Source organism: Pseudomonas lyxosi (genome assembly GCF_047758685.1).
Lineage (GTDB): Bacteria > Pseudomonadota > Gammaproteobacteria > Pseudomonadales > Pseudomonadaceae > Aquipseudomonas > Aquipseudomonas lyxosi.
The window spans coordinates 5,262,534-5,284,231 of sequence record NZ_CP180481.1; the positions used below are offsets into that span (position 1 = coordinate 5,262,534).

Genomic DNA, 21,698 nt, shown 5'->3' on the forward strand with positions numbered 1-21,698 from the left:
TCCCACGCTCTGCGTGGGAATGCCTCTTCGGACGCTCCGCGTTCGGCTCTAGATGGGACGCAGAGCGTCCCGGGCTGCATTCCCACGCGGAGCGTGGGAACGATCATCACTGCTTCAGGGACCCGAGCAGGCCTTCCAGAAACCGCTCCGCGGCCTCCATCTGGCTGATCTCGATAAACTCGTCCGGTTTGTGCGCCTGTTCGATCGAACCCGGCCCGCAGACCACCACCGGCACATCGAGACGTTGCTTGAACAGCCCGCCTTCGGTGCCGAAGGAAACCTTGGCGGTGCCGGTATCCGGCGCAGCGAAGTTCTTCAGGAAGCGCACCGCTTCGACGCTCGGGTGCGTATCGAGGCCGGGATACACGTTGACGGTTTCAATGTCGATCGCTGCGACACTGGACAGTTTTTTGGCCTCACGCACGATGACTTCGGCACGCTCGCGCATCTGTTCCAGGAACTGATCCAGATCGTCCGCCGGCAAGTTGCGCACTTCGAAGTCCAGGGTGCACAGGTTCGGCACAATGTTCAGCGCCTTGCCGCCAACAATCTGCCCGACATGCACGGTGCTGTAGGGCACGTCGTAGTCAGCATCCTGGGCGCCCTGCTCTTGCAACTGCTGCTGGCTTTGACGCAGCGCGGCGATGAAATCGCAAGCCACGTGAATCGCATTCACCGAGCGCGGGGCCAGCGATGAGTGAGCCTCCAGGCCCCGACAATACGTGCGGTAAGAACCCTTGCCCTTGTGCCCCAACACGAACTGCATGTTGGTCGGTTCACCGATCAGGCACAAAAACGGTCGCACCGGCGCCAGGTGCAACACGTCCAGCAAACGGCGCACGCCGACGCAACCGGTCTCTTCGTCATGGGACAGCGCCAGTTGCAGCGGCCGGCTCAAGGGGCTGTCCGCTGCGTCGAGCATGGCGTCGATGGCCAATGCAATGAAGCCCTTCATGTCGCAACTGCCACGGCCGTAAATCCGCCCGTCCTGCACCGTCGCCTGAAACGCCGGGAAGCTCCAGGCCTGCCCCGCCGCCGGCACCACGTCGGTATGCCCGGACAGCAGAATCCCCGGCAACTCGCGAGGGCCGGTGCTGGCGAACAGGTTGGCCTTTTTGCCGGTTTCATCCTTGACGATCAGCGACTCGATGCCTTTGGTCAGCAGTAGCTCACGCACGTAGTCGATGAGGGCCATGTTCGACTCCGAAGACACGGTGTCGAAGGCCATCAGGCGTTTGAGAATATCCAGTACACGGGGTTTCATGAGGCCTTGCTCCGTTGCTCGGCTGAGAGGGCGAACCGGTTGATGGAGAACGGCTCAATCGACGTGCTGGTGCTGCCGGTGCTGATCAGTTCGGCCATCACATCGCCGACGCCAGGACCGAGCTGGAAACCGTGGCCGCAGAAGCCGAAGGCGTAGAACAAGCCATCGACAGTGCCGCTGGGGCCCATCACCGGCAGGGAATCGGGCAGGTAGCCTTCGATGCCGCTCCAGACCCGAATGATGTTCAGGTTGCCGACACCCGGCAGCAGGCGGCGCATCTGCTCCATCTGATTGAGGATGCTGCGTGGCTCGACATAGGCCCGGCGATTGAGCATGTCCGGTTTGCTGCGATAACCGCCGCCGATGACGATGTTGCCGCGCGGGATCTGGCGGAAATAGATCACTTCCTCGGGTATTTTGGTGTACACGCCGATCACCGTCGGCAAGGCGTAAGGCACCGGTTCGGTCACGGCCATTTGCGGGCCATGGGTGTCCAGCGGCACCGGCTCGCCGAACTGCGCCGACAGTTTCTGGCCCCAGGCGCCGGCGGTGATCAACAGCTGGGCGGCGCTGAATTGGCGGCCATCGGTGGTGGTGACGCTGAACTCGCCACCGACCTTTTGCACTTCGGCGACTTCGGTCTGTTCTTCGATCCGCGCGCCGAGGCGTCGGGCGGCACGGGCAAATGCCGGGGCGGCCAAACGCGGATTGGCGTGCCCATCGTGGGGTGCGTAGGAGCCGCCCTTCACGTCTGGCCCGAGGAACGGGAACCGCGCGTGCAACTCGGCGCCGCGAAAGATTTTCAGATCCAGTTGCGCCGCTTCGGGTGCTGCCGCGTAGGCTTCCAGCTCAGGGATTTCGTCTTCGCGGTAGCACACACGCATGTGCCCGCTGGCGATGAATTCGAGGTCGTCGTCGATCAACTCCGGCAAGCACTTCCACAGCGCCCACGAACGGTTGGCCAACGCCAGTTGCCCAAGGAACCGGCCCTGGCGCCGTACGTTGCCGAAGTTCACGCCGCTGGCGTACTGACCAATCTGGTCGCGCTCCAGCAGGATCACCGACTGACCGCGCTGACGCAGAAAAAACGCCGCCGCCGAGCCCATCAGGCCGCCGCCGACAATCACGACATCGGCTTTGTGAACCGTCATGGCGACACCTCCTCGGTGAGCATCGAAAGGGGTTTGACCGGCGCCTGACCGCGCTGTCGGCCGACCTGTTGCACGCTGACGCCAGCGGCGGCTGCAATCACCTCGGCCCCGGCCTGGGAGCAATAACGGCCCTGGCAACGGCCCATGCCGACCCGGCTGAACGCCTTGGCCCGATTAACTTCGCAGGCACCCTTTTCGCTGACGGTGCGGCGCAACTCCCCGGCGCTGATCATCTCGCAACGACAAACGATGGCGGTATCCGGCAAGGCTTTGGCTTGCGCCGACGGCCAAGGAAACGCCTGGGCCAGCCCCAGGCGAAACTGATCCATCACCGCCAGCGCGTGGCGTTGTTCGTCGCGCAACCCGGCATTCACCGATTGGTGCAGATCCTCCAGCAGTGCCATGGCGACCAGCCTTCCGGCGTGTTCAGCGGCGTCCGCGCCACGAATCTTCGAGCCGTCCCCGGCCGCGTACACACCACTGACCGAGGTTCGGCCGTCTTCATCAACCGCCAGCAACCATTGGCTGGACGCCTCATCGAAACGCAGGCGACAACCGGCCAGGTCGGCCAATTGCGTTTCCGGACGCAGGTGATAACCCAGCGCCACGGCATCGCAATTGACCGTCAGGGTTTCCCCGCGCGCCGTACTGACCCGCACGCCACTGACACCGCTCGCCGCGTCACCCAGCACTTGCTGAGGTTTGATCCCAAGATGTACCGGGATCTTCGCCTGATACAACTGCGCAAAGAGTTTCATTCCGATGAACAGTAATCCGGGACGCGCCAGCAGTTTGGGCATGGCAAGGATGCGTTTGCTCAGCGGCGAGGTATCGAGCACTGCCGCCACGTTGGCGCCGGCCTTGACGTATTGACTGGCGACCAGATAGAGCAAGGGCCCGCTGCCCATGAACACCACGCTGTGACCGATGGAAACCGCCTGGGATTTGAGCGCGATCTGCGCCCCGCCAAGGCTGTAGGTGCCCGCCAGTTGCCAGCCTTCGATTGGCATCAAGCGATCGGTGGCGCCGGTGCAGAGGATCAACGCGTCGTAATCCACCGTCGTATGCTTGCCCTGTTTCACACAGCACAATTGCCCCGGTGTGAGGTTCCACACCAGCGTGTCCGGTCGGTAGTCGATCGACCCGCGCAAGCGATCGAAGCTTTGGTGCAGGTCCCGGGCCTTGGCGGCTTCGGTGCCGTATAGCGTGGCGTAATCGCGGGTAAAACCTTCCGGCTGGCGACGGTAGATCTGCCCGCCATCCCGGCGATTTTCATCGATCAGGATCGGCTTTAAACCCGCGGCCAGCAGGGTTTCAGCACAGCGAATCCCGGCCGGCCCGGCGCCGACAATAACGACTTTATTAGAGCTCAGCCGTGCAGTGGCCATGTCGCCTCCGGTTGTGTGGTGACGATGTCCAGCCCTTCACGGACTTCGTTGGAACAGGCACGCAGGCGTTCGCCACTGCGAGTCCAGACCCAGCAATCCTGGCAGGCGCCCATCAAACAAAAACCGGCGCGGCGGCCCGAATCGAATTCCGACTGGCGCAACGCCGAGCCCTGGGTCAGCAACGCAACCATCAGGGTGTCGCCCTGCAACGCCTCGATGGGTGCGCCGTCCACCTTCAAATTGACGGTCGGCCGGCCCTGCTCGGCCAGCCTCACAAATCGCCCCTTCATGCGTAGGCTCCCTGGGTCATGATGTTCAAATCCTGCTGGGTTTTCAGCAGCTCGGCGGTGTCGTGGTGGCATAGGATTTCGCTGCCACCGGCGATGGTCCGGCGGTTCGGCGCGGTGCGATTGCACAGGCCGTCGACCCGCACCGGGCACCGATTGAGAAAGGTACACAGCTCCGGCACGTTGGCCTTGGCGCCGATCGGCGGCAGTTCGCCGCAAGTGGTGCCGCAGTTCTCCAGCCAGCCCTGACGCAGCTCCGGCACCGAATGGATCAACAGGTCGGTGTAAGGATGAAACGGTGCCTGGGCGAACGATTGACGAGTGCCCGCCTGAACCTTGTGGCCGCTGTACATCACCACAATGTCATCGCACAGCGCGCGGACGGTGGAGATGTCGTGACTGATGAACAGGTACGAAACCCCCAGTTCCTGACGCAGGTCGCGCAGGAGTTCGAGAATCGCCGCGCCGACCACGGTGTCGAGCGCCGAGGTCACCTCATCGCACAGAATCAGATCCGGTTTGGCCGCCAGGGCCCGGGCCAGGTTGACCCGCTGCTTTTGCCCGCCGGACAGTTCATTCGGACGCCGTTCAGCCATCGTGCGCGGCAAACGAACGAGATCTAGCAGCTCGCCGATGCGCTCGCGCAATGCGGCGCCTTTGAGACCGAAATACATCTTCAGCGGCCGGCTCAGAATGGTGCTGACGCTGTGCATCGGATTGAGCGCAGTGTCGGCGTTCTGGAAGACCATTTGAATGCGGCGGAACTGTTCGGCGGTGCGCTCGGACAGGCTGCCGCCCAGCGGTTGACCATCGAAGGTCAGCCCGCCGAGCGCCGGGGTCAGCAACCCCGCCACCACCCGCGCCAGGGTCGATTTACCCGAGCCCGACTCACCGATCACGCCAATAGCCTGGCCCCGGCGCACGGTCAGGTCGATGTCTTCCAGCACCCGAATCGACGGCATGCCGTGCAGGTTCTTGTTGCCGTAACCGGCGGTCAGGCCCTGGATGGTCAGCAATGGCGTGTCTTGCGCCACATCGCAGGGCGGGCGAATCGTCGTGTCCGGCCGCGCCGCCGCCAGCAGGCTGCGGGTGTATTCATGGGCCGGGCCTTTGAGTAACGGCGCAGTGGCGCTTTGTTCGAAAATTTCGCCGCCGTTGAGCACCACAATCTGATCGGCCATCTGCGCGACCACCGCGAGGTCGTGGGACACGTAAACCGCCGTCGCCCCACGTTCGCGCACCACCCGTTTGAAGGCACGCAGAACATCGATCTGGGTCGTCACATCGAGTGCCGTGGTCGGCTCGTCGAGCACCACCAGCAGCGGATCGCTGATCAGCGCCATGGCCGCCATGACCCGTTGCAGTTGCCCGCCGGAGACTTGATGGGGGTAACGCTGGCCGATGCGATCGGGGTCCGGCAGCGCGAGGTCGCGGAACAGCTCGATGGCCTTGGCTTCGAGCACGGCCCGGCTGCCCAGGCCATGAATCAATGCGCCCTCCACCACTTGATCGATGAGTTTTTTCGCCGGGTTGAACGCCGCCGCCGCACTCTGGGCGATATAGGACACGCGGTTGCCACGCAGGCCTTGCAGCTCGCTTTCGCTCAACGCGAGCATGTCGTGCTCGCCGATCTGCACCACGCCGGACGCCAGGCGACAACCGCGCCGGGCGTAACCGAGCAGCGCCAGAGCGATAGTGGTCTTGCCCGAACCGGACTCGCCGATCAATGCCAGCACTTCACCTTTGGCCAGGGAGAAACTCACGCCCTTGACGATTTCTACCTCGCCGCGCTCACCGCAAGCGACCACGCGCAGGTTTTCGACTCGAATCAATTCACTCATTTCAATGGCCTCCCGAACGTCGACTACGTCGCGAAGACAGGCGGTCGATAAACAGATTCACACCGATGGTCAGGGTGCCGATGGCCAGGGCCGGAATCACGATGGCCGGCGCGCCCTGATTGAGACCGCCGATGTTTTCGCGCACCAGTGAGCCGAGGTCGGCATCCGGTGGTTGAACCCCCAGACCGAGGAAGCTCATGCCGCTGAGCAGCAACACGATGAAACCGAAACGCAGCCCCAGGTCCGTCAGCACCGGGTTGAGCATGTTCGGCAGGATCTCCACGCACGCGATGTACAGCCGACGTTCACCGCGGGTACGGGCCACTTGCACGTACTCCAGGGCTTCGATGTTCACCGCCATGCTGCGGGCGATGCGGAACGCGCCGGGCGTGAAGCTCAGCACCGCGGTGCAGATCAGCAAGGTCACCGAGGAGCCGAAGGCCGAGACCATGATCAACGCCAGCATCTTGCTCGGGATCGAGATGAAGGCGTCCATCAAGCGACTGATCACCTCGTCCAGCCACTTCGGCGACACCACCGACAGCAGCGCACAACTGGTGCCCAGACCGCTGGCCAACACGGCCGCGACCAACGCCAGGCCGACAGTGAAGCGTGCGCCGACGAGGATGCGGCTGAGCATGTCGCGACCCAGGTAATCGGTACCGAACGGGTAAACGGCGCTGATGCTGTCGAAGACATTGTCAGAGACCACTTCGCCCACCGGGTGCGGCGCCAGCCAGGGGCCGAATATCGCCACCAGCAACCAGATAACGCACATCGCAGCCCCGATCAGACCCAGCCAGGCCGGGCCATGAGACACCTTGCCAACCGACAGGTCGGGGGTCGCAGGCGTCGATTTCACAATGAGATTGTTCATTGGTTTCTCAGCCTCGGATTGGACAGAATCGCGCACAGGTCGGCAATCAGCACCAACCCCAGGTACGCCGTGCAAAACAGCATGGTGCAGGCCTGGACCAGCGCCATGTCGCGGTTGGTCACCGCATCGACCATCAGGCTGGCGATGCCGGGGTAGTTGAAGATCGTCTCGACGATCACCACCCCGCCCAACAGGTAGGAAAGACTCAGGGCGATGGCATTGGCGATCGGCCCGATGGCATTGGGCAAGGCATGGCGCAGCACGATCCGCATCGGGCTCACGCCTTTGAGCCGGGCCATTTCCACGTAGGGACTGTCCAGTTGATCGATCACCGCCGCCCGGGTCATGCGCGCCATTTGCGCGACAATCACGCAGCACAGCGTCATCACCGGCAAGGCGTAAGTGCGCATGAATTGCCAGGGTGAGGTGATGTCGCTGGCGTACGACAGCGCCGACAACCAACCCAGGTTCACCGCAAAAATCAGCACCGCCAGGGTTGCCACCAGAAACTCCGGCACGGCGACCATGGCCAGGGTGAAGAAGCTCAGGAAGCTGTCAATGCGCCCGCCGCGACCCATCGCCGAGCCAATGCCCAGAATCAACGCCACCGGCACTGACACCAGCGCCGTGGCGGCCGCCAGCATCAGGGTGTTGGGCACCCGCCCGGCCATCAACTCGCTGACCGGCATGGCGTTGGAGACCGACTGGCCCATGTCGCCGCTCAGCAGGTTCATCAACCAGTGCAGGTAACGCAACACACCGGGCTGATCCAGCCCCAGTTTCAGGCGCAACGCCGCCACCTGTTCCGGCGTGGCGAACTGCCCGAGCGATTGTTGCGCCGCGTCCCCCGGCAGTACCGCCGTGATCGCAAACACGACCATGGACACGATCAACAAGGTCACGATCGCGGCGCCCAGGCGCCGGCCGATCAACCACAGTGTGTTGCTATTCATCGCCCTACCCTCATGCAATGTCCCCGTCGCTTCAATCACCGCTCATCAAGCGTCCAGCCAGACCTGCTCGGCGAACATGTAGCCCATGAAACCGCCCAGTGGGTTGCTGCCGTAGCCTTTGATGCGCTGGTCGACACCGTCGATGTTGCTGATGAACACCGGCACGCCGATACCGCTGTGGTCATGCACCAGGGTCTGCATGTCGGCGTACATCTTGGTGCGCTTGGCGTCGTCGGTTTCACCTCGGGCAAGCATCAGCAGCTGATCGAACTGATCGTTCTGCCAGCCCGATTCGTTCCACGGCGCTTTCGACTGGAAGAACTGCGAGAACATCACGTCGGCGTTCGGCCGCGGGTTGATGTTGCCGAAGCTCAGCGGGTGCTTCATCCAGTGGTTGGACCAGTAGCCATCGCTCGGCAGGCGATTGACGTCGAGCTTGAGCCCGGCCTGTTTCGCCGACTGCTGCAACAGCACCGCGATGTCCACCGAACCGGTGGCGGCCGGCGATGCGACCAGCGGCATGGTGATGCTTTCCATGCCGGCCTTCTTCAGCAGGAACTTGGCTTTTTCCGGGTCGTAGACCCGTTGCGGCAGGTCGGCGTTGTAGTAACGCGAACCGGGGGAAATCGGATGGTCGTTACCGACCACGGCAAAGCCCCGGAACACTGCGGATTTAACCTGTTCACGGTCCAGCAGGTGCTTCATGGCCTGAGTGAATTCGGCGCTTTTGCCCGGCATCTGGTCCTGGCGGATGATCAGGTCGGTGTAGTTGCCCGATGGCGCATCGACGACCCGGTGCTTGGGGCTGGCCTTGATGCGCGTGGTTGAGCGCGGGTTGACCTCGTTGATCATGTGTACGTCGCCCGACAACAGCGCGTTGACCCGCGACGGTTCGTCGGCAATGGCAATGAACTCGATTTCGTCCAGGTACGGCAGGCCCGGTTTCCAGTAGCCGGTATTGCGCGCGGCAATCGAGCGCACGCCCGGTTTGAATTCCTTGACCTTGAACGGCCCGGTGCCGATGCCCTGGTTGAAATCGGTGGTGCCTTCCGGAACGATCATCAGGTGCGACACGGCGAGGATCGACGGTAGCTCGGCGTTCGGCGCGCTCAGACGGATTTGCACTTCGTTGGGGCCGGTGGCTTTGATTTCTTCGAACTGCGCCATCAGCGGCATGACCTTGGAACCGGTCAGTGGATCCTTGTGGCGCGACAGCGAATACACCACGTCGGCGGCGCTTAGGGTTTTGCCGTTGTGGAAGGTCACGTCCTTGCGCAGGGTGATGGTCCACAGCGTGGCGTCGGTGTTGTCGATGCGCTCGGCCAGCTCCAGTTGCGGCACCAAGTGGGCGTCGAAACGGGTCAGGCCGTTGTAGAACATGAAATGGCGCACGTAGTCGGTCGACAACGCGCCTTTGGCCGGGTCCAGGGTATCGGCGGTAGAACTGGACATGCCGGCGACGCGAATCCGCCCGCCCGGTTTACCTTTGCCGGGGGTGGCGGCTTCTTCGGCGAACAGTTTACCGGCGGCGCCGAACAGGCTGCCGGCGCCCGCTGCGGCGACACCCGCCACGCCGAGCATTTGCAAGGCATTACGGCGCGACATGCCGCGATTGAGGCCTTCAAAGACTCGCAGGCTTTCTTGGCCGGAGATCAGTTGAGAGTCGATCTTTTTGTCAGTCATATCAGTTGTACCTGTCGATAATGAGAAGGCTCGGGTTGTCCGGAGCGTTGAAACGCAAACGACGGTGACGCCACAACATCAACTCAATGCAAATAATCCTGGAAGCGGTAATAGGCACCTACGAACGGCAGGAACCACGGTTTGCCGAAATGGCCTGGAATCGCCGGCCATTCGAGTTCACGCCAAGGGTTGGCTTCGACGTTGCCGGCCATGACATCGGCCATGACCTGGCCCATGTGCACCGACATCTGCACCCCGTGGCCGCTGTAGCCCATGGAGTGATAAATCCCGCCGTGCTGACCGGCACGGGGCAAGCGGTCGGAGGTCATATCCACCAGCCCGCCCCAGCAGTAGTCGATCTTCACGTTGGCCAACTGCGGGAACATCTGCACCATCGCCGCTTGCAGCACCTTGCCGCTTTTAGCGTCATTGACGCTGTCCGACATGGCGAACCGCGCACGGCCGCCAAACAGCAGGCGATTGTCCGGGGTGAGGCGGAAGTAGTTACCGATCATGCGGCTGGTGACATAGGCGCGGCGGCCCGGCAACAACTGCTCGATCAGCGACGGTGGAAGGACTTCGGTGGCAATCACGAAACTGCCCACCGGCACGATCCGCCGCCGATACCAGCCCAAACCACCATGCTGACAGGCGCCCGTGGCGAGCAATACCTGACCGGCGTGCAGCGATCCTTTGCTGGTGTTGACCTGATAGCCGCCGGCCTGGGCTTTCCAGTCCACAACCGAGGTGCCTTGATGGATCAACGCACCGTGGCGAGCCGCCGCCTCGGCCAGACCGACACCGAAGCGCCCGACATGCATCTGCACGCCGTTGCGCTGCAGCAAGCCACCGTGGAACTGGGCGGAATTGACTTCCGCACGGGTCTGCTCCGCGGACAGCAATTCGACGTCGGCATCGACTTCCTTGCGAATCAGGTCGCAGGTCCGCGCCAGGCCCTCGTAGTGCATCGGCTTGGCCGCCAGTTTGAGCTTGCCGTTACGAATCAGGTCGCAGGCGATCTGCTCCTGTTCCACCAACGACACCACGCTCTGCACCGCGCTTTCGTAGGCCTGGTAATAGGCCCGAGCCTTGTCGGCTCCGAGGCTGGCGCTGAGCCCGGCGTAGTCCTGGGCAACCCCGGTGTTGCACTGGCCGCCATTGCGCCCGGACGCTTCACCGATGACCCTTCCGGCCTCGAGCACCACCACACTGGCGCCCTTCAAGGCCAACGCCCGGGCCGCCGCCAGGCCGGTGAAACCACCACCGACGATGGCCACGTCGACCTGCCCGGGCAATGCGCCGAGCTGAGCACCGCTGAACGCCGGTGCGGTGTCGAGCCAGTAGGATTCACTGCCCATGTCTAACCCGCCTTTGCCAAAAAAAGAATGCGTTGAAGAGCACCGTTACCGTTCGACTCAGAGACCCACCAGCGCCGCCAGCCCGCCGATGTCGGTGATCTGCTGGTAGCCGTAGAAGGCATTGCCCGGGACTTCGTGACCACGGGCGACGAAGGCCTTGTTCTTGATCTTCATGTCGTGGGCCGGCATCAGGTCGTAACGGAAGCTGGAAGACACATGCAAGATGTCTTCCGGCCCGCAGTTGAGGTTGTCGAGCATGTACTCGAACGCCGCCAGACGCGGCTTGTAGGCCTGGGCCTGTTCGGCGGTAAAAACCTTGTGGAACGGCGCGCCGAGCTTGTCGACGTTGGACATGATCTGGCTGTCGCTGGCGTTGGAGAAAATCACCAACGGGATCTTGTCGGCGATTTTCGACAGGCCGGCCGGTACATCGGGGTGCGGGCCCCAGGTCGGCACGGCGTCGTAATACAGCTGACCTTCGTCACGGTACTCGATGCCCCAGCGCTTGCAGGTCCGCGCCAGTGCGGTCTTGAGAATCTCGTCATAGGGCATCCAGTCACCCATGACCTGGTCCAGGCGGTAGGCCGAGAAGTCCTTGACGAACTGATCCATCTGCTCGGGCTTCACGCGATCGGCGAACAGTTCGCGAGTCATCGTGCCCATGTGGAAATTGGTCAGCGTACCGTAGCAGTCGAACGTAATGAATTTGGGGCGAAGAAAGCTCATTGAGTGCGGTCCTGAAGTTCGTTGAGGTCATGGCGTGACAAGCATTCGCTCCGTTTCCGAAGCTGTGATGCAACGCTGCAGCACACCGTCATTACAACACTGTGAAATCAGCAGATGGCGTTAAAAGCGACCTTCGCTTGATACAAACCACCGTTTTAACACCCGCCCTCAGCAGACTTTGCGGCGCGCACAAGCCTTGGGCAAACCCCGTATTTATGCGCTCTAATGGGCCTTTATCGCCCTACAAGGGCCGATCACGCACCGATCTGCCGCAGAACCTGCGCCGGGCTGAACGAAAACGGGCGCTTCCTTGCGGAAGCGCCCGTTGGGGTGCGGTTTGAAACTTCACTCATGTAGCAGCTGCCGAGCCTGCGAGGCTGCGTTCGGCTGCGCAGCAGTCGTGAAATCATGCACCTCGGTGTGTCAGGTAAACCATGTCATCACGGTTGACGACTGCTTCGCAGCCGAACGCAGCCTCGCAGGCTCGGCAGCTGCTACAGATGGCGTGCTGTGTGTTACTGCACGATATCGATCAGCACACTCTTGAAGCGTAAATTGGCTTCGAACGCTTCGCGCCCCAGGTCCTTGCCGATGCCGGAGCGTTTGTAGCCGCCGGTCGGCAGGATGTAGTCGTTGCTGCGCCCGTAACGGTTGACCCAAACGGTCCCCGCCTCCAGCCGCCGGACCAGACGCAGGGCGCGATTGATATCGGCGGTGTGTATGCCCGCCGCCAAGCCGTAGGTGGCGTGCGCGGCCAGGCTCAGCGCCTGCTCTTCATCATCGAAAGCCTGCACCGTCAGCACCGGGCCGAAGATTTCTTCGCAAATGGCCGGGTTGTCATTGTCCAGACCCGCCAACAAGGTTGGTTGGTAATAAGCACCGCCCAGACCTTCAAATAATCCGCCGCCGGTCAGCACTTCAGCACCAGCCTGGCGCGAGCGTTGGACGATACCGTCGATGCGGCTGGCTTGCAGTCGGGAAATGATCGGCGACAACGTGCTCTCGGATGACCAGGTCGGCCCCGGGCGCAGTTCCTCGAAATACGCCTGCAAATGCGCGATAAACGGTTCCATGATCGAGCGCTGGATCAACAACCGCGAGCCGGACACGCACACCTGCCCGGCGTTACCGGTGATGGCCAGCGCCACGGTTCGCGCGGTTTTGGCGATGTCCGGTACGTCGGCGAATACCAGTTGCGGGCTCTTGCCGCCGAGTTCCAGTGTCACCGGTTTCGGCCCCACCAGCGCACAGGTCGACATGATGCTCGACCCGGTCGCCGTGGACCCGGTGAACGTCACCTTGGCCACGCGCGGATGCCGACACAACGCGTCACCGGTGATGCGGCCATCGCCCTGAATGACGTTGAAAATCCCCGCCGGAATGCCCGCCTGCAGCGCCAGTTCGGCAAAGCGCAGGCTGGAGAACGGCGTCAGCTCCGACGGTTTGAGCACCACGGCATTACCGGCGGCCAACGCCGGGGCGACTTTCCAGGACGCCATGCTCAAGGGGAAATTCCACGGTGCGATGGCGGCAATGACGCCGTAAGGTTCGGCGATCTGCATGCCCAGTCGATCGGTCTGGGTCGCCGCCACGTGGCCGCCATGCTTGTCCGCCAGTTCGGCGAAGAAGCGAATGCCTTCGGCGACATAAGGAATATCCCAGGCGATCACATCTTTATGAGGACGCGTCGAGCCCACGGCTTCCAGCGGTGCCAGGATGGCGGCGTCCGCCTCGATCAGATCGGCCCAGCGGCGCATCACCCGCGCCCGCTCCCGGGGTGGACGACTGGCCCAGTCACTGCGGTTGAACGCCTGCCAGGCATCAGTGACCGCTTCATCCACCAGGTCGGCATCGGCGATTGGCAACTGGGCATAGACCTGGCCGTCAGAGGGGCGCACCACCTCAAGCCCGGGTTGTGCGTCGCGGTACTTTCCAGCAATGAAGTGAGCGCTGCGCACAGCGATAAGGCGGGGATCGAAGCTATCCATGGAGCACTCCAAATAAGGGACGACGCGTCGTGAACTCAGGTCTCCATCGTAGAAAAAAAGCCCTGGCATTTGCTGCCGACCTTGCGGTGCATTTAAGTAGGAAGTGTGGTCTGTCGGCCTCGGGGTTGCGGAATCTGCCGAATGCTCCAGCCCCCCTTGTCAGGCCTTCGCACAGATGGGATACAGGCACCATCGCACTGGAAATCCGGTCGCTTGCGCACATTGTCCAACGGAGACTCGCCATGTCCGCCTTGCAACAACCTGCTTATGTCTATCGGCCGATGACGGCCGCCGACCTGCCCTCGGCCCACGCCTTGTCCGTGCAGTTGAAGTGGCCCCATCGCCTGGACGACTGGGCGATGCTGCAACGGGTCAGCGACGGCTTTGTGGTGCTGGATGGCGAGCGTCTGATCGGCACGGCATTCGCCTGCCCCCAGGGTGGCTTCACCACTATTGGCCTGGTGATCGTCAGTGATGACTATCAAGGCAAGGGCATCGGCCGCAAGCTCATGGAACAGGCGCTGGATGCCTGCCAGTCACGCACTCCCATGCTCAACGCCACACTGGCCGGCGCACCGCTTTACGCCAGCCAGGGCTTTGTCGAATTCGGCCGGATTCAGCAGCATCAGGGCAACGTCAATGCACCTGCACCCGCCGCACTGGCGGACGGCGAACAGTGCCGTGTGCTGAACTCGGCTGATCAGGCTCGCGTACTGGCTTTGGCCAACGCCGGCAGCGGGCTGGATCGCGAAGCGGTGCTCGCGGATCTATTTGAGGTGGTCGAGCATTCGGTGGGGATCGAACGCGACGGCCAGTTACGCGCCTTCGCCTTGCTGCGCCCCTTCGGCCGTGGTCGTTGCATCGGCCCGGTGGTCGCCGAAAACCTCGAACAGGCCAAACACCTGATCGCGGTGTTGTTGGCGCAAGTACCGGACGCCTTCGTGCGCATCGACATTCCGGCAGACAGCGGCCTGGCCGAATGGCTGGAGTCGGCGGGTTTGAAGCCGGTCGATACCGTGGCGCAAATGGCCAAAGGCACGCCACCGCAAACAGCCAATGGCGTCCAGCAGTTCGCTGTGGTGACTCAAGCCATTGGCTGATCGCTGTCCCCACAGTCCTTTTTTATGGAGTGTCACCCATATGTCTGAACCTACCGTTCTGCTGTTGGCTCGCGCCGACGGCAGCCGCGTTACCACGTCTTTTACAGCAGCGTCTTTGGGGGCTTTCGATCCGTTCAAGGACGGACGCCAGGTGGCCTACAACGGCCCGGACGGCGTGTCAGCGGGCATCGTGCACACCAGCGGAACGCTCGATAGTGATGATTTTCCACACACCGAAGTGATCGTGGTCCACGCCGGCCACGTCGTGCTGCATTCCGAAACGCAGACACTGGAATTGGGTGTCGGGGCCAGTGCCGTGATCGGTCGCGGCACAGCGCTGCGACTCCAGGCTCAAACGGATACGTGCTGGGCCTTTTGTGCCGTCACCAGCCCCAGCGCACAGCCGACACCCGGCCTGACCGCGCTCGACCCGCTGGACATGCTCTCGCCTTCGGCCGCACCGGAACCGCAGATTTTGATCGGGCCGACGCCGCAGTGCCGGTCACACAATGCCTTCGAAGACGACGCTACCCAACTGCGCGTCGGTGTTTGGGATTCGACACCGTATGAGCGTCACGGCCGGCCCCACAAACTCCATGAGCTGATGAACCTGATCGAAGGCAGCGTCACCCTGCTGACGCCTGATGGAACGAGCGTGGAGGTCAACACCGGCGACAGCGTGTTTGTGCCGCTAGGGGCACCGTGCGCGTGGAAAAGTACGCGGTATGTGCGCAAGTTCTATGCGGTGAGGTAGTGCAAGGCATACCCGTGCCCATTTCCCCTATCCCTTTACGCACACCAACTGACGCAAGGTGTGCAGCACTTCAACCAGCTCGCGCTGGGCGTGCATGACGTCGTCGATGTCCTTGTAGGCCATCGGAATTTCATCGATGACGGCAGCGTCCTTGCGGCACTCCACGTGGGCGGTGGCACGGATCTGATCTTCGACGGTAAACACGCTTTTCGCCTTGGTACGACTCATGGTGCGACCGGCGCCGTGACTGCAGGAACAGAATGAATCCTCGTTACCCAGCCCGCGGACGATGAAGCTTTTGGCGCCCATCGAGCCCGGAATAATCCCCAGCTCGCCCTTCCTGGCCGATACCGCGCCTTTGCGGGTGACCAGAATTTCCTGACCAAAATGGCGCTCTTTCTGCACGTAGTTGTGGTGGCAGTTCACCGCTTCCAGCGCAACCTCAAAAGGCTTGTTGATCACTTTCCGGGTCGCCTGAATCACCGCTTGCATCATCAATGTGCGGTTCTGCCTGGCGAAGTCCTGAGCCCAGCCGACCGCTTCGACGTAGTCATTGAAGTGCCGGCTGCCCTCTTTAAAGTAAGCCAGGTCACGGTCCGGCAAATTGGCGAGGTGCTGACGCATATCCGCCTGAGCCAACTGAATGAACAGGTTGCCGATAGCGTTGCCGACGCCACGGGAACCGCTGTGCAGCATGAACCAGACCCGGTCGGTTTCATCCAGGCACACCTCGATGAAGTGGTTCCCGCTGCCCAGCGTGCCCAAGTGCCCACGGTTATTGGTGTTGGCGAGTTTCGGGTACTTGCCGGTGATCGCCTTGAACCGCGAGTCCATTGCCGCCCAGGCCCGGTCCGCCTGATGCGGAACGCTGTCCCAGGCGCCCTTGTCCCGAACGCCGCGCCCAATGGTGCGGCCATGGGGCACCGCTTTCTCGATCGCGCAGCGCAAGCCATGCAGGTTGTCCGGCAAATCGCTGGCGGTCAGCGACGTGCACGCGGCGATCATCCCGCAACCAATATCTACTCCGACGGCGGCCGGAATGATCGCGCCAACCGTGGGAATCACGCTGCCGATGGTCGAGCCCTTGCCCAGGTGTACATCGGGCATCACGGCCAGATGCTTGAAGATGAACGGCATCTTGGCGGTGTTCATCAATTGCTGTCTGGCTTCGTTTTCTACCGGGACGCCTTCGGTCCAGAGCTTGATCGGTTTGCCGTTGGCGACTTCCAGCAGTTGGTAGGTATGTGCTTGCATGACTTCGATTCTTTTCGATTGGTCGACTGTTCGACGTTGTTCTGGCGCCGCTTTGATTTTCCTACTTTGCGGAGAAAAGGGGACAAATTTATTTACTCACCGTGTTCCCGCCTCCTGGCAATCGATTGTCATCGGCAGGTAGCGCTCAATCACCGCGATAATGCATTCCATGAATGTGAATCTGTCACGGTGCCCCCATTGATTTCTCATGACTGCTTTCGCGTTGCAGTGCCATTGGCGTTGCCGCGCAACACCGCAATATCCCGCTTGGGGGGTACGCCATACAGACGGCTGTATTCGCGGCTGAACTGGGACGGACTTTCATATCCGACCTTGTAAGCCGCACTGGATACGTCCTGATGTTCATTGAGCATCAAACGCCTTGCCTCGTTCAGTCGCAGCCATTTCTGGTATTGCAAGGGGCTCATTGTGGTGAGTTGGCGGAAGTGGTGGTGAAAGGTCGGAGTGCTCATCTGCACTCGGGCCGCAAGCTCCTCGACGCGAAGCGCCGAGGTGTAATTCAACTTCAACCAATCGATGGCTTTGGCGATCCGATAACCTTGTCCATCGACAGAAGTTATTTGTCGAAGCCGGCTCGCCTGATCACTCTGCAAGAGACGGTAGTGAATCTCGCGCTGGATCAAGGGGGCGAGAACGGGGATGGACTCCGGCTCATCGAGCAGTGCCAATAAGCGCCCGAATGACGCCAGCATTGCAGGGGTCACTGAACCAATTCCTACCCCCTTCGCAACTGAACGATCACGGGTTGGCGGCAGATCGCTTTGCGCTATCAGCTCTGCCAGCATGCGCAGATCGAGTTTCAAAGTCAGCCCCAGGCATGGCTGTTCCGGGCTTGCTGCCAGCACTTCTGAATTGGCAGGCAAGTCCAATGAGGTGATCAGAAAACGTGACGTGCCATACGGGTAACCCTCGCCCCCCACCCAGAGCTGCTTCTCCCCCCGGGCGACAATGATGATGCTTGGCTCGACCATGCAGACGACGGGCGGCGATGGATGTTCGCGCCTGAAGAAGCCGAGGCCCGCAATGGGCGTTCCGAAATCCCCTGGTCTGGAAACCTGCGTACCAATGACTTGGGCAAGCGCTTCCTGGGGCGATGTGGCGGTTGCGTGTTGGGTCGTCATGTTCATCTCGTACCTCTCGCTGAACTGTATCTCGCCAGCACACGACCGTCCTGCAAAAAAACAGAGACTCATAGAATCAGGCAAGTAATCCAGCGCAATGCACTACAGGGAGTTGGGGCAGCACGGGAGAATGTTCATCCGACAAACTCATTGAGGAATTGCCCATGACGTCATATCGCTTCTTGATCAACCCTCCCGACCTGGCTGACTAAACGCCGGGTCAAAAAACTCCAGCCGACAACTATTCAATCGAAAGGAATATCCAGTGAAAGGAATTTTGCTTGCCCTGGGGCTTCTCGTTACCTCGTTTTCTTCAATGGGAGCCGATATGTCAAACGGTGCGGACAACTTCTACAAAAGCGACAAGGTGACCGTAGAAAAGGTCACCTTCAAGAATCAATACGGCATGAAGGTGGCGGGCAACCTGTTCACCCCGAAAGACCTCGACCCCAAATCCAGGAACGCGGCCATCATCGTCGGCCATCCCATGGGGGCGGTGAAGGAGCAGAGCGCAAACTTGTATGCCACCAAAATGGCCGAACAAGGATTTGTCACATTGTCGCTGGACTTGTCCTTCTGGGGCGAAAGCGAGGGCACGCCTCGCCATGCAGTCTCGCCAGATATCTACGCGGAAGACTTCAGTGCTGCTGTCGATTTTCTCGGCACTCGACCGATTGTCGACCGTGAGCGAGTCGGCGTCCTCGGCATCTGCGGCAGTGGCAGCTTCGCTATCAGTGCGGCCAAGATCGATCCGCGTTTGAAGGCCATCGCCACCGTCAGCATGTACGACATGGGTGCGGCCAATCGTAATGGCCTCAAGCACGGCGTAACGGCTGAACAACGCCAGCAGATCATTCGCGAAGCGGCGCAACAGCGCGATGTGGAGTTCCAGGGTGGGCAGACCCGCTATACCAGCGGTTCACCACTCAAGCTGACCGGCAACGCCGTGGGTGACGAGTTCTACGACTTCTACCGCACGCCGCGAGGGGAAGTCACTCCGCCCGGCGCATCGGCGCAGACAACCACCATGCCGACACTGACCAGTAACGTGAAGTTCATGAACTTCTATCCGTTCAATGACATCGAGAGCATTTCCCCGCGCCCACTGCTGTTTATTTCCGGTGCCCAGGCACACTCACGCGAGTTCAGTGAGGATGCCTACAAGCGAGCCGCCGAGCCTAAAGAGCTGCTCATCATTCCAGATGCCGGACACGTGGATCTTTACGACCGAGTCAACCTCATTCCATTCGCCAAGTTGACCACGTTCTTCAAAAGCAACCTGAAGTAGCCCGATCGTGCCTTAGCCGGGCACCGGTTCTCTCGTAGCCCCGTGCCCGGGGTTGCGACGCTTCGCGTAATACAGGATTCAAACAATGACTGATCACCTCCTCCCAGAGCCCCATAAATCATGGGGCGCCGTATTCGCCATGTCGCTCGCCGCCTTCGTGCTCGTGGCGTCGGAGTTCATGCCCGTCAGCCTGCTGACACCGATTGCCGCAGATCTGCATATCACCGAGGGGCAAGCCGGCCAGGGAATCTCTGTCTCGGGGCTGTTTGCCTTGTTCGCCAGTCTTCTGATCGCATCGGTGGCTACGCGGGTTGAGCGTAAGCCGCTGCTCCTTTCACTGACACTGTTGATGATCCTTTCCGGAACAGTGGTCGCGTTCGCGCCGAACTACTGGGTGTTCATGATCGGCCGCGCGCTGATCGGTGTGGCGATAGGTGGGTTCTGGTCATTGTCGGCGGCAACCGCCATGCGCTTGGTGCCTGATGACCAAATCACTCGCGCCATGGCAATCGTCAACGGCGGCAACGCTTTGGCGACAGTGATTGCAGCGCCGTTGGGCAGTTTTCTCGGCGCCTTGATCGGCTGGCGCGGTGCATTCTTGTGCGTCATTCCGGTCGCGGTAGTCGCCTCTGTCTGGCTTTTGTTTAGCCTTCCAGCGATGAAGTCGCAAAGCGGTTCAGGCACTGGAAATGTCTTCAGGTTGATGAAAAGCACACCGGTCGCGTTAGGCATGGTGGCAGTCAGTGTCTTTTTCATGGGCCAGTTCATGCTATTTACCTATCTGCGCCCGTTCCTTGAAACGGTCACGCACGTCAGTGTTTCCATGCTGTCGCTGATGTTGCTCGTCCTGGGTCTGGCGGGTCTCGCTGGAACCTTTCTGATTGAAGCGTTCTTGAAAAATGGCCTGCATCGAACCCTCGTCGTCATCCCGATCTTGATGGCGGTGATTGCACTGGCGCTAGTTTCATTCGGTAGCTCGGTGTCCACCACGACTGTCTTGCTTGGCCTCTGGGGACTGGTTGCGACTGCCGCGCCCGTGGGATGGTGGACATGGTTGGCAAGAACGTTACCAGACGCTGCTGAAGCGGGAGGCGGCTTAATGGTGGCGATCATCCAACTGGCCATTGCGTCTGGTGCAACCATTGGCGGGCTGGTCTTTGACGCAAGCGGCTATCGAGCGACCTTCGAGTTGAGCGCAGCCTTGCTGGGCGTGGCAGCCGTTCTTGCATTACTGGCAGCACGCGTAGCAAAGCGGGAGTCTCCTGCATTGGCGAACATCGCTTGAAAATAACCACAAGACACGCCGAGGCATGTCTTGTGGTTTCGGTTGAGCATGCGCTCGGAAGTTGGACGTGTCAGTCAGCGTGCGCTGTCGATGATTTGGCCACCGTCCGGCGTCAGGCTGTATCCCGTCAGGAATTGTGCATCCTTGCTGGCGAGGAATAGCACGACCGGCGCGATGTCCTCTTCGGGCGATCCATAACGGCCAAGTACGTTCGTGGGCGCAGGCACATCGGCCGCAGTACCCCAAGTGTCTGCGACCGGCATGACATTGTTGACAGTGATCTTGTCAGCCCCCCACTCCCTTGCCGCCGAGCGAGTCAAGGCACGCACCGCCTCCTTCGCCATGTTGTAAGGGGCGTATCCCTGCAGGCCGATGACACCGGCCAGCGAGGCGAAGTTAATGACCCTACCTTCCCCGCTGGCTTTGAGGTGGGGGTAACAGGCTTGCATCGTGCGCAGATAGGCAATAGGCCCCATTTCCAAATTGCGTTGCAATTGCTCGGCCGACAGATCGAGAACCGATGAAAGAACCACCGAGGGGTCGAAGGCATTGTTCACAAGAATATCGATCCGGCCATACGCGGCCACCACCTTTTCTACGGCAGCTTTGATTTGATCCGGGTCGGCGATATCACAGACTACTCCGAGGGCGATCCCACCCGTAGCCTGGATCTCAGCGACAACGGCAGCGACATTTTCAGCCGTGCGTGAAACGACCGCCACCTTCGCACCTTCCTCCGCGAAAAGCTTCGCTGTGGCTCGGCCGATGCCGCGACCGGCTCCGGTGATAATGGCAACTTTTCCATTGAGTCGAGTCATATAAATCTCCTTTATTTAAGAGGCGTTTGGATGACTGCCGTCGCCAGTGCGTAAGGCGACGGAAGATCGCGAACAGCGTTTTGTGTCATGAAGGAGACGACCAAGAGGATGAGTCCTACGACCGCCGGGAGAGAGCCTTTGGGTTTGCGAACACCCAGGTGTGCTAAAGCGGAGAGCAGCAGGTGATAAAACATGCCGGCATAGGCAAGATCACTGAGCGCCACGTTAAAGCGCCACAGAATCGCGGCAGGACCCAGTACCTTGACCACGATCATGAAAGGCACCAGGTGGGACGCTGAATAGCCCAACTCCGCCTGTGCATTTCGAACATAGTCGCCCTTGGCGATGTACATGGAAGCAGAAGCGAAATAGAGCAGCGACAACAGCGTCGTGCTGATCCAATAAACATAGTTTTCGATCATCAGGTTTTCCTAAGCAGGTATTGTTACGTCGACTTAGGGCAAAGATGTCGCCTAACATGAAAACCCACAAGTAGGATGAAAAAGTGGTGCTTAGTATGGAAAACCAGACTATTGGCGAC

At 61.0% G+C, this 21,698-nt stretch carries 19 protein-coding genes; 4 read left to right on the forward strand and 15 right to left on the reverse strand.

The features are described from left to right. Window positions 1–106: 106 nt before the first annotated feature. The 11 genes from argE to ACMXYI_RS24235 all read right to left on the reverse strand — a co-directional run bounded on the left by argE (window position 107) and on the right by ACMXYI_RS24235 (window position 13,516). Complete coding sequence (gene argE / locus ACMXYI_RS24185; RefSeq protein WP_415769399.1) at window positions 107–1,264, reverse strand: acetylornithine deacetylase; 1,158 nt, start codon at window positions 1,262–1,264, stop codon at window positions 107–109. Next, window positions 1,261–2,415 carry an NAD(P)/FAD-dependent oxidoreductase gene (locus tag ACMXYI_RS24190; protein ID WP_415769400.1) on the reverse strand — a complete coding sequence of 385 codons (1,155 nt, stop codon included), beginning with the start codon at window positions 2,413–2,415 and terminating at the stop codon, window positions 1,261–1,263. The genes argE and ACMXYI_RS24190 overlap by 4 nt, the downstream gene beginning before the upstream one ends. After that, on the reverse strand, window positions 2,412–3,803 hold the full coding sequence (locus tag ACMXYI_RS24195; RefSeq protein WP_415769401.1) for an NAD(P)/FAD-dependent oxidoreductase: 1,392 nt from the start codon (window positions 3,801–3,803) through the stop codon (window positions 2,412–2,414). Before ACMXYI_RS24195 ends, ACMXYI_RS24190 begins: the two co-directional genes overlap by 4 nt. Further along, window positions 3,785–4,093 carry a (2Fe-2S)-binding protein gene (locus ACMXYI_RS24200; RefSeq protein WP_415769402.1) on the reverse strand — a complete coding sequence of 103 codons (309 nt, stop codon included), beginning with the start codon at window positions 4,091–4,093 and terminating at the stop codon, window positions 3,785–3,787. The genes ACMXYI_RS24195 and ACMXYI_RS24200 overlap by 19 nt, the downstream gene beginning before the upstream one ends. Then, the gene (locus ACMXYI_RS24205; RefSeq protein ID WP_415769403.1) at window positions 4,090–5,931 is read right to left on the reverse strand and encodes an ABC transporter ATP-binding protein; all 1,842 of its coding nucleotides are present in this window, start codon (window positions 5,929–5,931) and stop codon (window positions 4,090–4,092) included. The genes ACMXYI_RS24200 and ACMXYI_RS24205 overlap by 4 nt, the downstream gene beginning before the upstream one ends. 1 nt (window position 5,932) lies before the next feature. Beyond that, the gene (locus tag ACMXYI_RS24210) at window positions 5,933–6,808 is read right to left on the reverse strand and encodes an ABC transporter permease (RefSeq protein ID WP_033062146.1); all 876 of its coding nucleotides are present in this window, start codon (window positions 6,806–6,808) and stop codon (window positions 5,933–5,935) included. After that, window positions 6,805–7,761, reverse strand: coding sequence for an ABC transporter permease (locus ACMXYI_RS24215; RefSeq protein ID WP_033062145.1), 957 nt, complete (start codon window positions 7,759–7,761; stop codon window positions 6,805–6,807). Before ACMXYI_RS24215 ends, ACMXYI_RS24210 begins: the two co-directional genes overlap by 4 nt. Window positions 7,762–7,806: 45 nt before the next feature. Next, a complete protein-coding gene (locus ACMXYI_RS24220; RefSeq protein WP_415769404.1) occupies window positions 7,807–9,444 on the reverse strand; it encodes an ABC transporter substrate-binding protein in 1,638 nt (545 codons plus the stop codon). An 83-nt stretch (window positions 9,445–9,527) separates the two neighbouring features. Next, window positions 9,528–10,802 (reverse strand): NAD(P)/FAD-dependent oxidoreductase, encoded by a 1,275-nt coding sequence (locus ACMXYI_RS24225; protein ID WP_415769405.1) that lies wholly within the window; start codon window positions 10,800–10,802, stop codon window positions 9,528–9,530. Between the two features lie 57 nt (window positions 10,803–10,859). Continuing rightward, window positions 10,860–11,528, reverse strand: a complete 669-nt coding sequence (locus tag ACMXYI_RS24230; RefSeq protein WP_056743952.1) for a haloacid dehalogenase type II — start codon at window positions 11,526–11,528, stop codon at window positions 10,860–10,862. Between the two features lie 515 nt (window positions 11,529–12,043). Beyond that, the gene (locus ACMXYI_RS24235) at window positions 12,044–13,516 is read right to left on the reverse strand and encodes an aldehyde dehydrogenase family protein (RefSeq protein WP_415769406.1); all 1,473 of its coding nucleotides are present in this window, start codon (window positions 13,514–13,516) and stop codon (window positions 12,044–12,046) included. Between the two features lie 242 nt (window positions 13,517–13,758). Between ACMXYI_RS24235 and ACMXYI_RS24240 the strand changes: the two genes are divergently transcribed. Together ACMXYI_RS24240 and ACMXYI_RS24245 are read left to right on the forward strand one after the other, a co-directional pair. Further along, window positions 13,759–14,616, forward strand: coding sequence for a GNAT family N-acetyltransferase (locus tag ACMXYI_RS24240; RefSeq protein ID WP_415769407.1), 858 nt, complete (start codon window positions 13,759–13,761; stop codon window positions 14,614–14,616). A gap of 40 nt (window positions 14,617–14,656) precedes the next feature. Further along, window positions 14,657–15,370, forward strand: coding sequence for a cupin domain-containing protein (locus ACMXYI_RS24245; protein ID WP_415769408.1), 714 nt, complete (start codon window positions 14,657–14,659; stop codon window positions 15,368–15,370). A 27-nt stretch (window positions 15,371–15,397) separates the two neighbouring features. Here ACMXYI_RS24245 and ACMXYI_RS24250 read toward each other — a convergent pair whose 3' ends face one another. Next, window positions 15,398–16,624: an RtcB family protein gene (locus ACMXYI_RS24250; RefSeq protein ID WP_415769409.1), complete on the reverse strand. Its 1,227-nt coding sequence runs from the start codon at window positions 16,622–16,624 to the stop codon at window positions 15,398–15,400. 206 nt (window positions 16,625–16,830) lie between these two features. After that, window positions 16,831–17,766: an AraC family transcriptional regulator gene (locus ACMXYI_RS24255; protein WP_415769410.1), complete on the reverse strand. Its 936-nt coding sequence runs from the start codon at window positions 17,764–17,766 to the stop codon at window positions 16,831–16,833. Window positions 17,767–18,031: 265 nt separating this feature from the next. Between ACMXYI_RS24255 and ACMXYI_RS24260 the strand changes: the two genes are divergently transcribed. Further along, window positions 18,032–19,054: an alpha/beta hydrolase gene (locus ACMXYI_RS24260; protein ID WP_415769411.1), complete on the forward strand. Its 1,023-nt coding sequence runs from the start codon at window positions 18,032–18,034 to the stop codon at window positions 19,052–19,054. A gap of 85 nt (window positions 19,055–19,139) precedes the next feature. After that, on the forward strand, window positions 19,140–20,339 hold the full coding sequence (locus ACMXYI_RS24265; protein ID WP_415769412.1) for an MFS transporter: 1,200 nt from the start codon (window positions 19,140–19,142) through the stop codon (window positions 20,337–20,339). Between the two features lie 74 nt (window positions 20,340–20,413). Here ACMXYI_RS24265 and ACMXYI_RS24270 read toward each other — a convergent pair whose 3' ends face one another. Next, on the reverse strand, window positions 20,414–21,157 hold the full coding sequence (locus ACMXYI_RS24270) for an SDR family NAD(P)-dependent oxidoreductase (RefSeq protein ID WP_415769413.1): 744 nt from the start codon (window positions 21,155–21,157) through the stop codon (window positions 20,414–20,416). An 11-nt stretch (window positions 21,158–21,168) separates the two neighbouring features. Continuing rightward, window positions 21,169–21,579, reverse strand: coding sequence for a DoxX family protein (locus ACMXYI_RS24275; protein WP_415769414.1), 411 nt, complete (start codon window positions 21,577–21,579; stop codon window positions 21,169–21,171). Window positions 21,580–21,698: the final 119 nt, after the last annotated feature.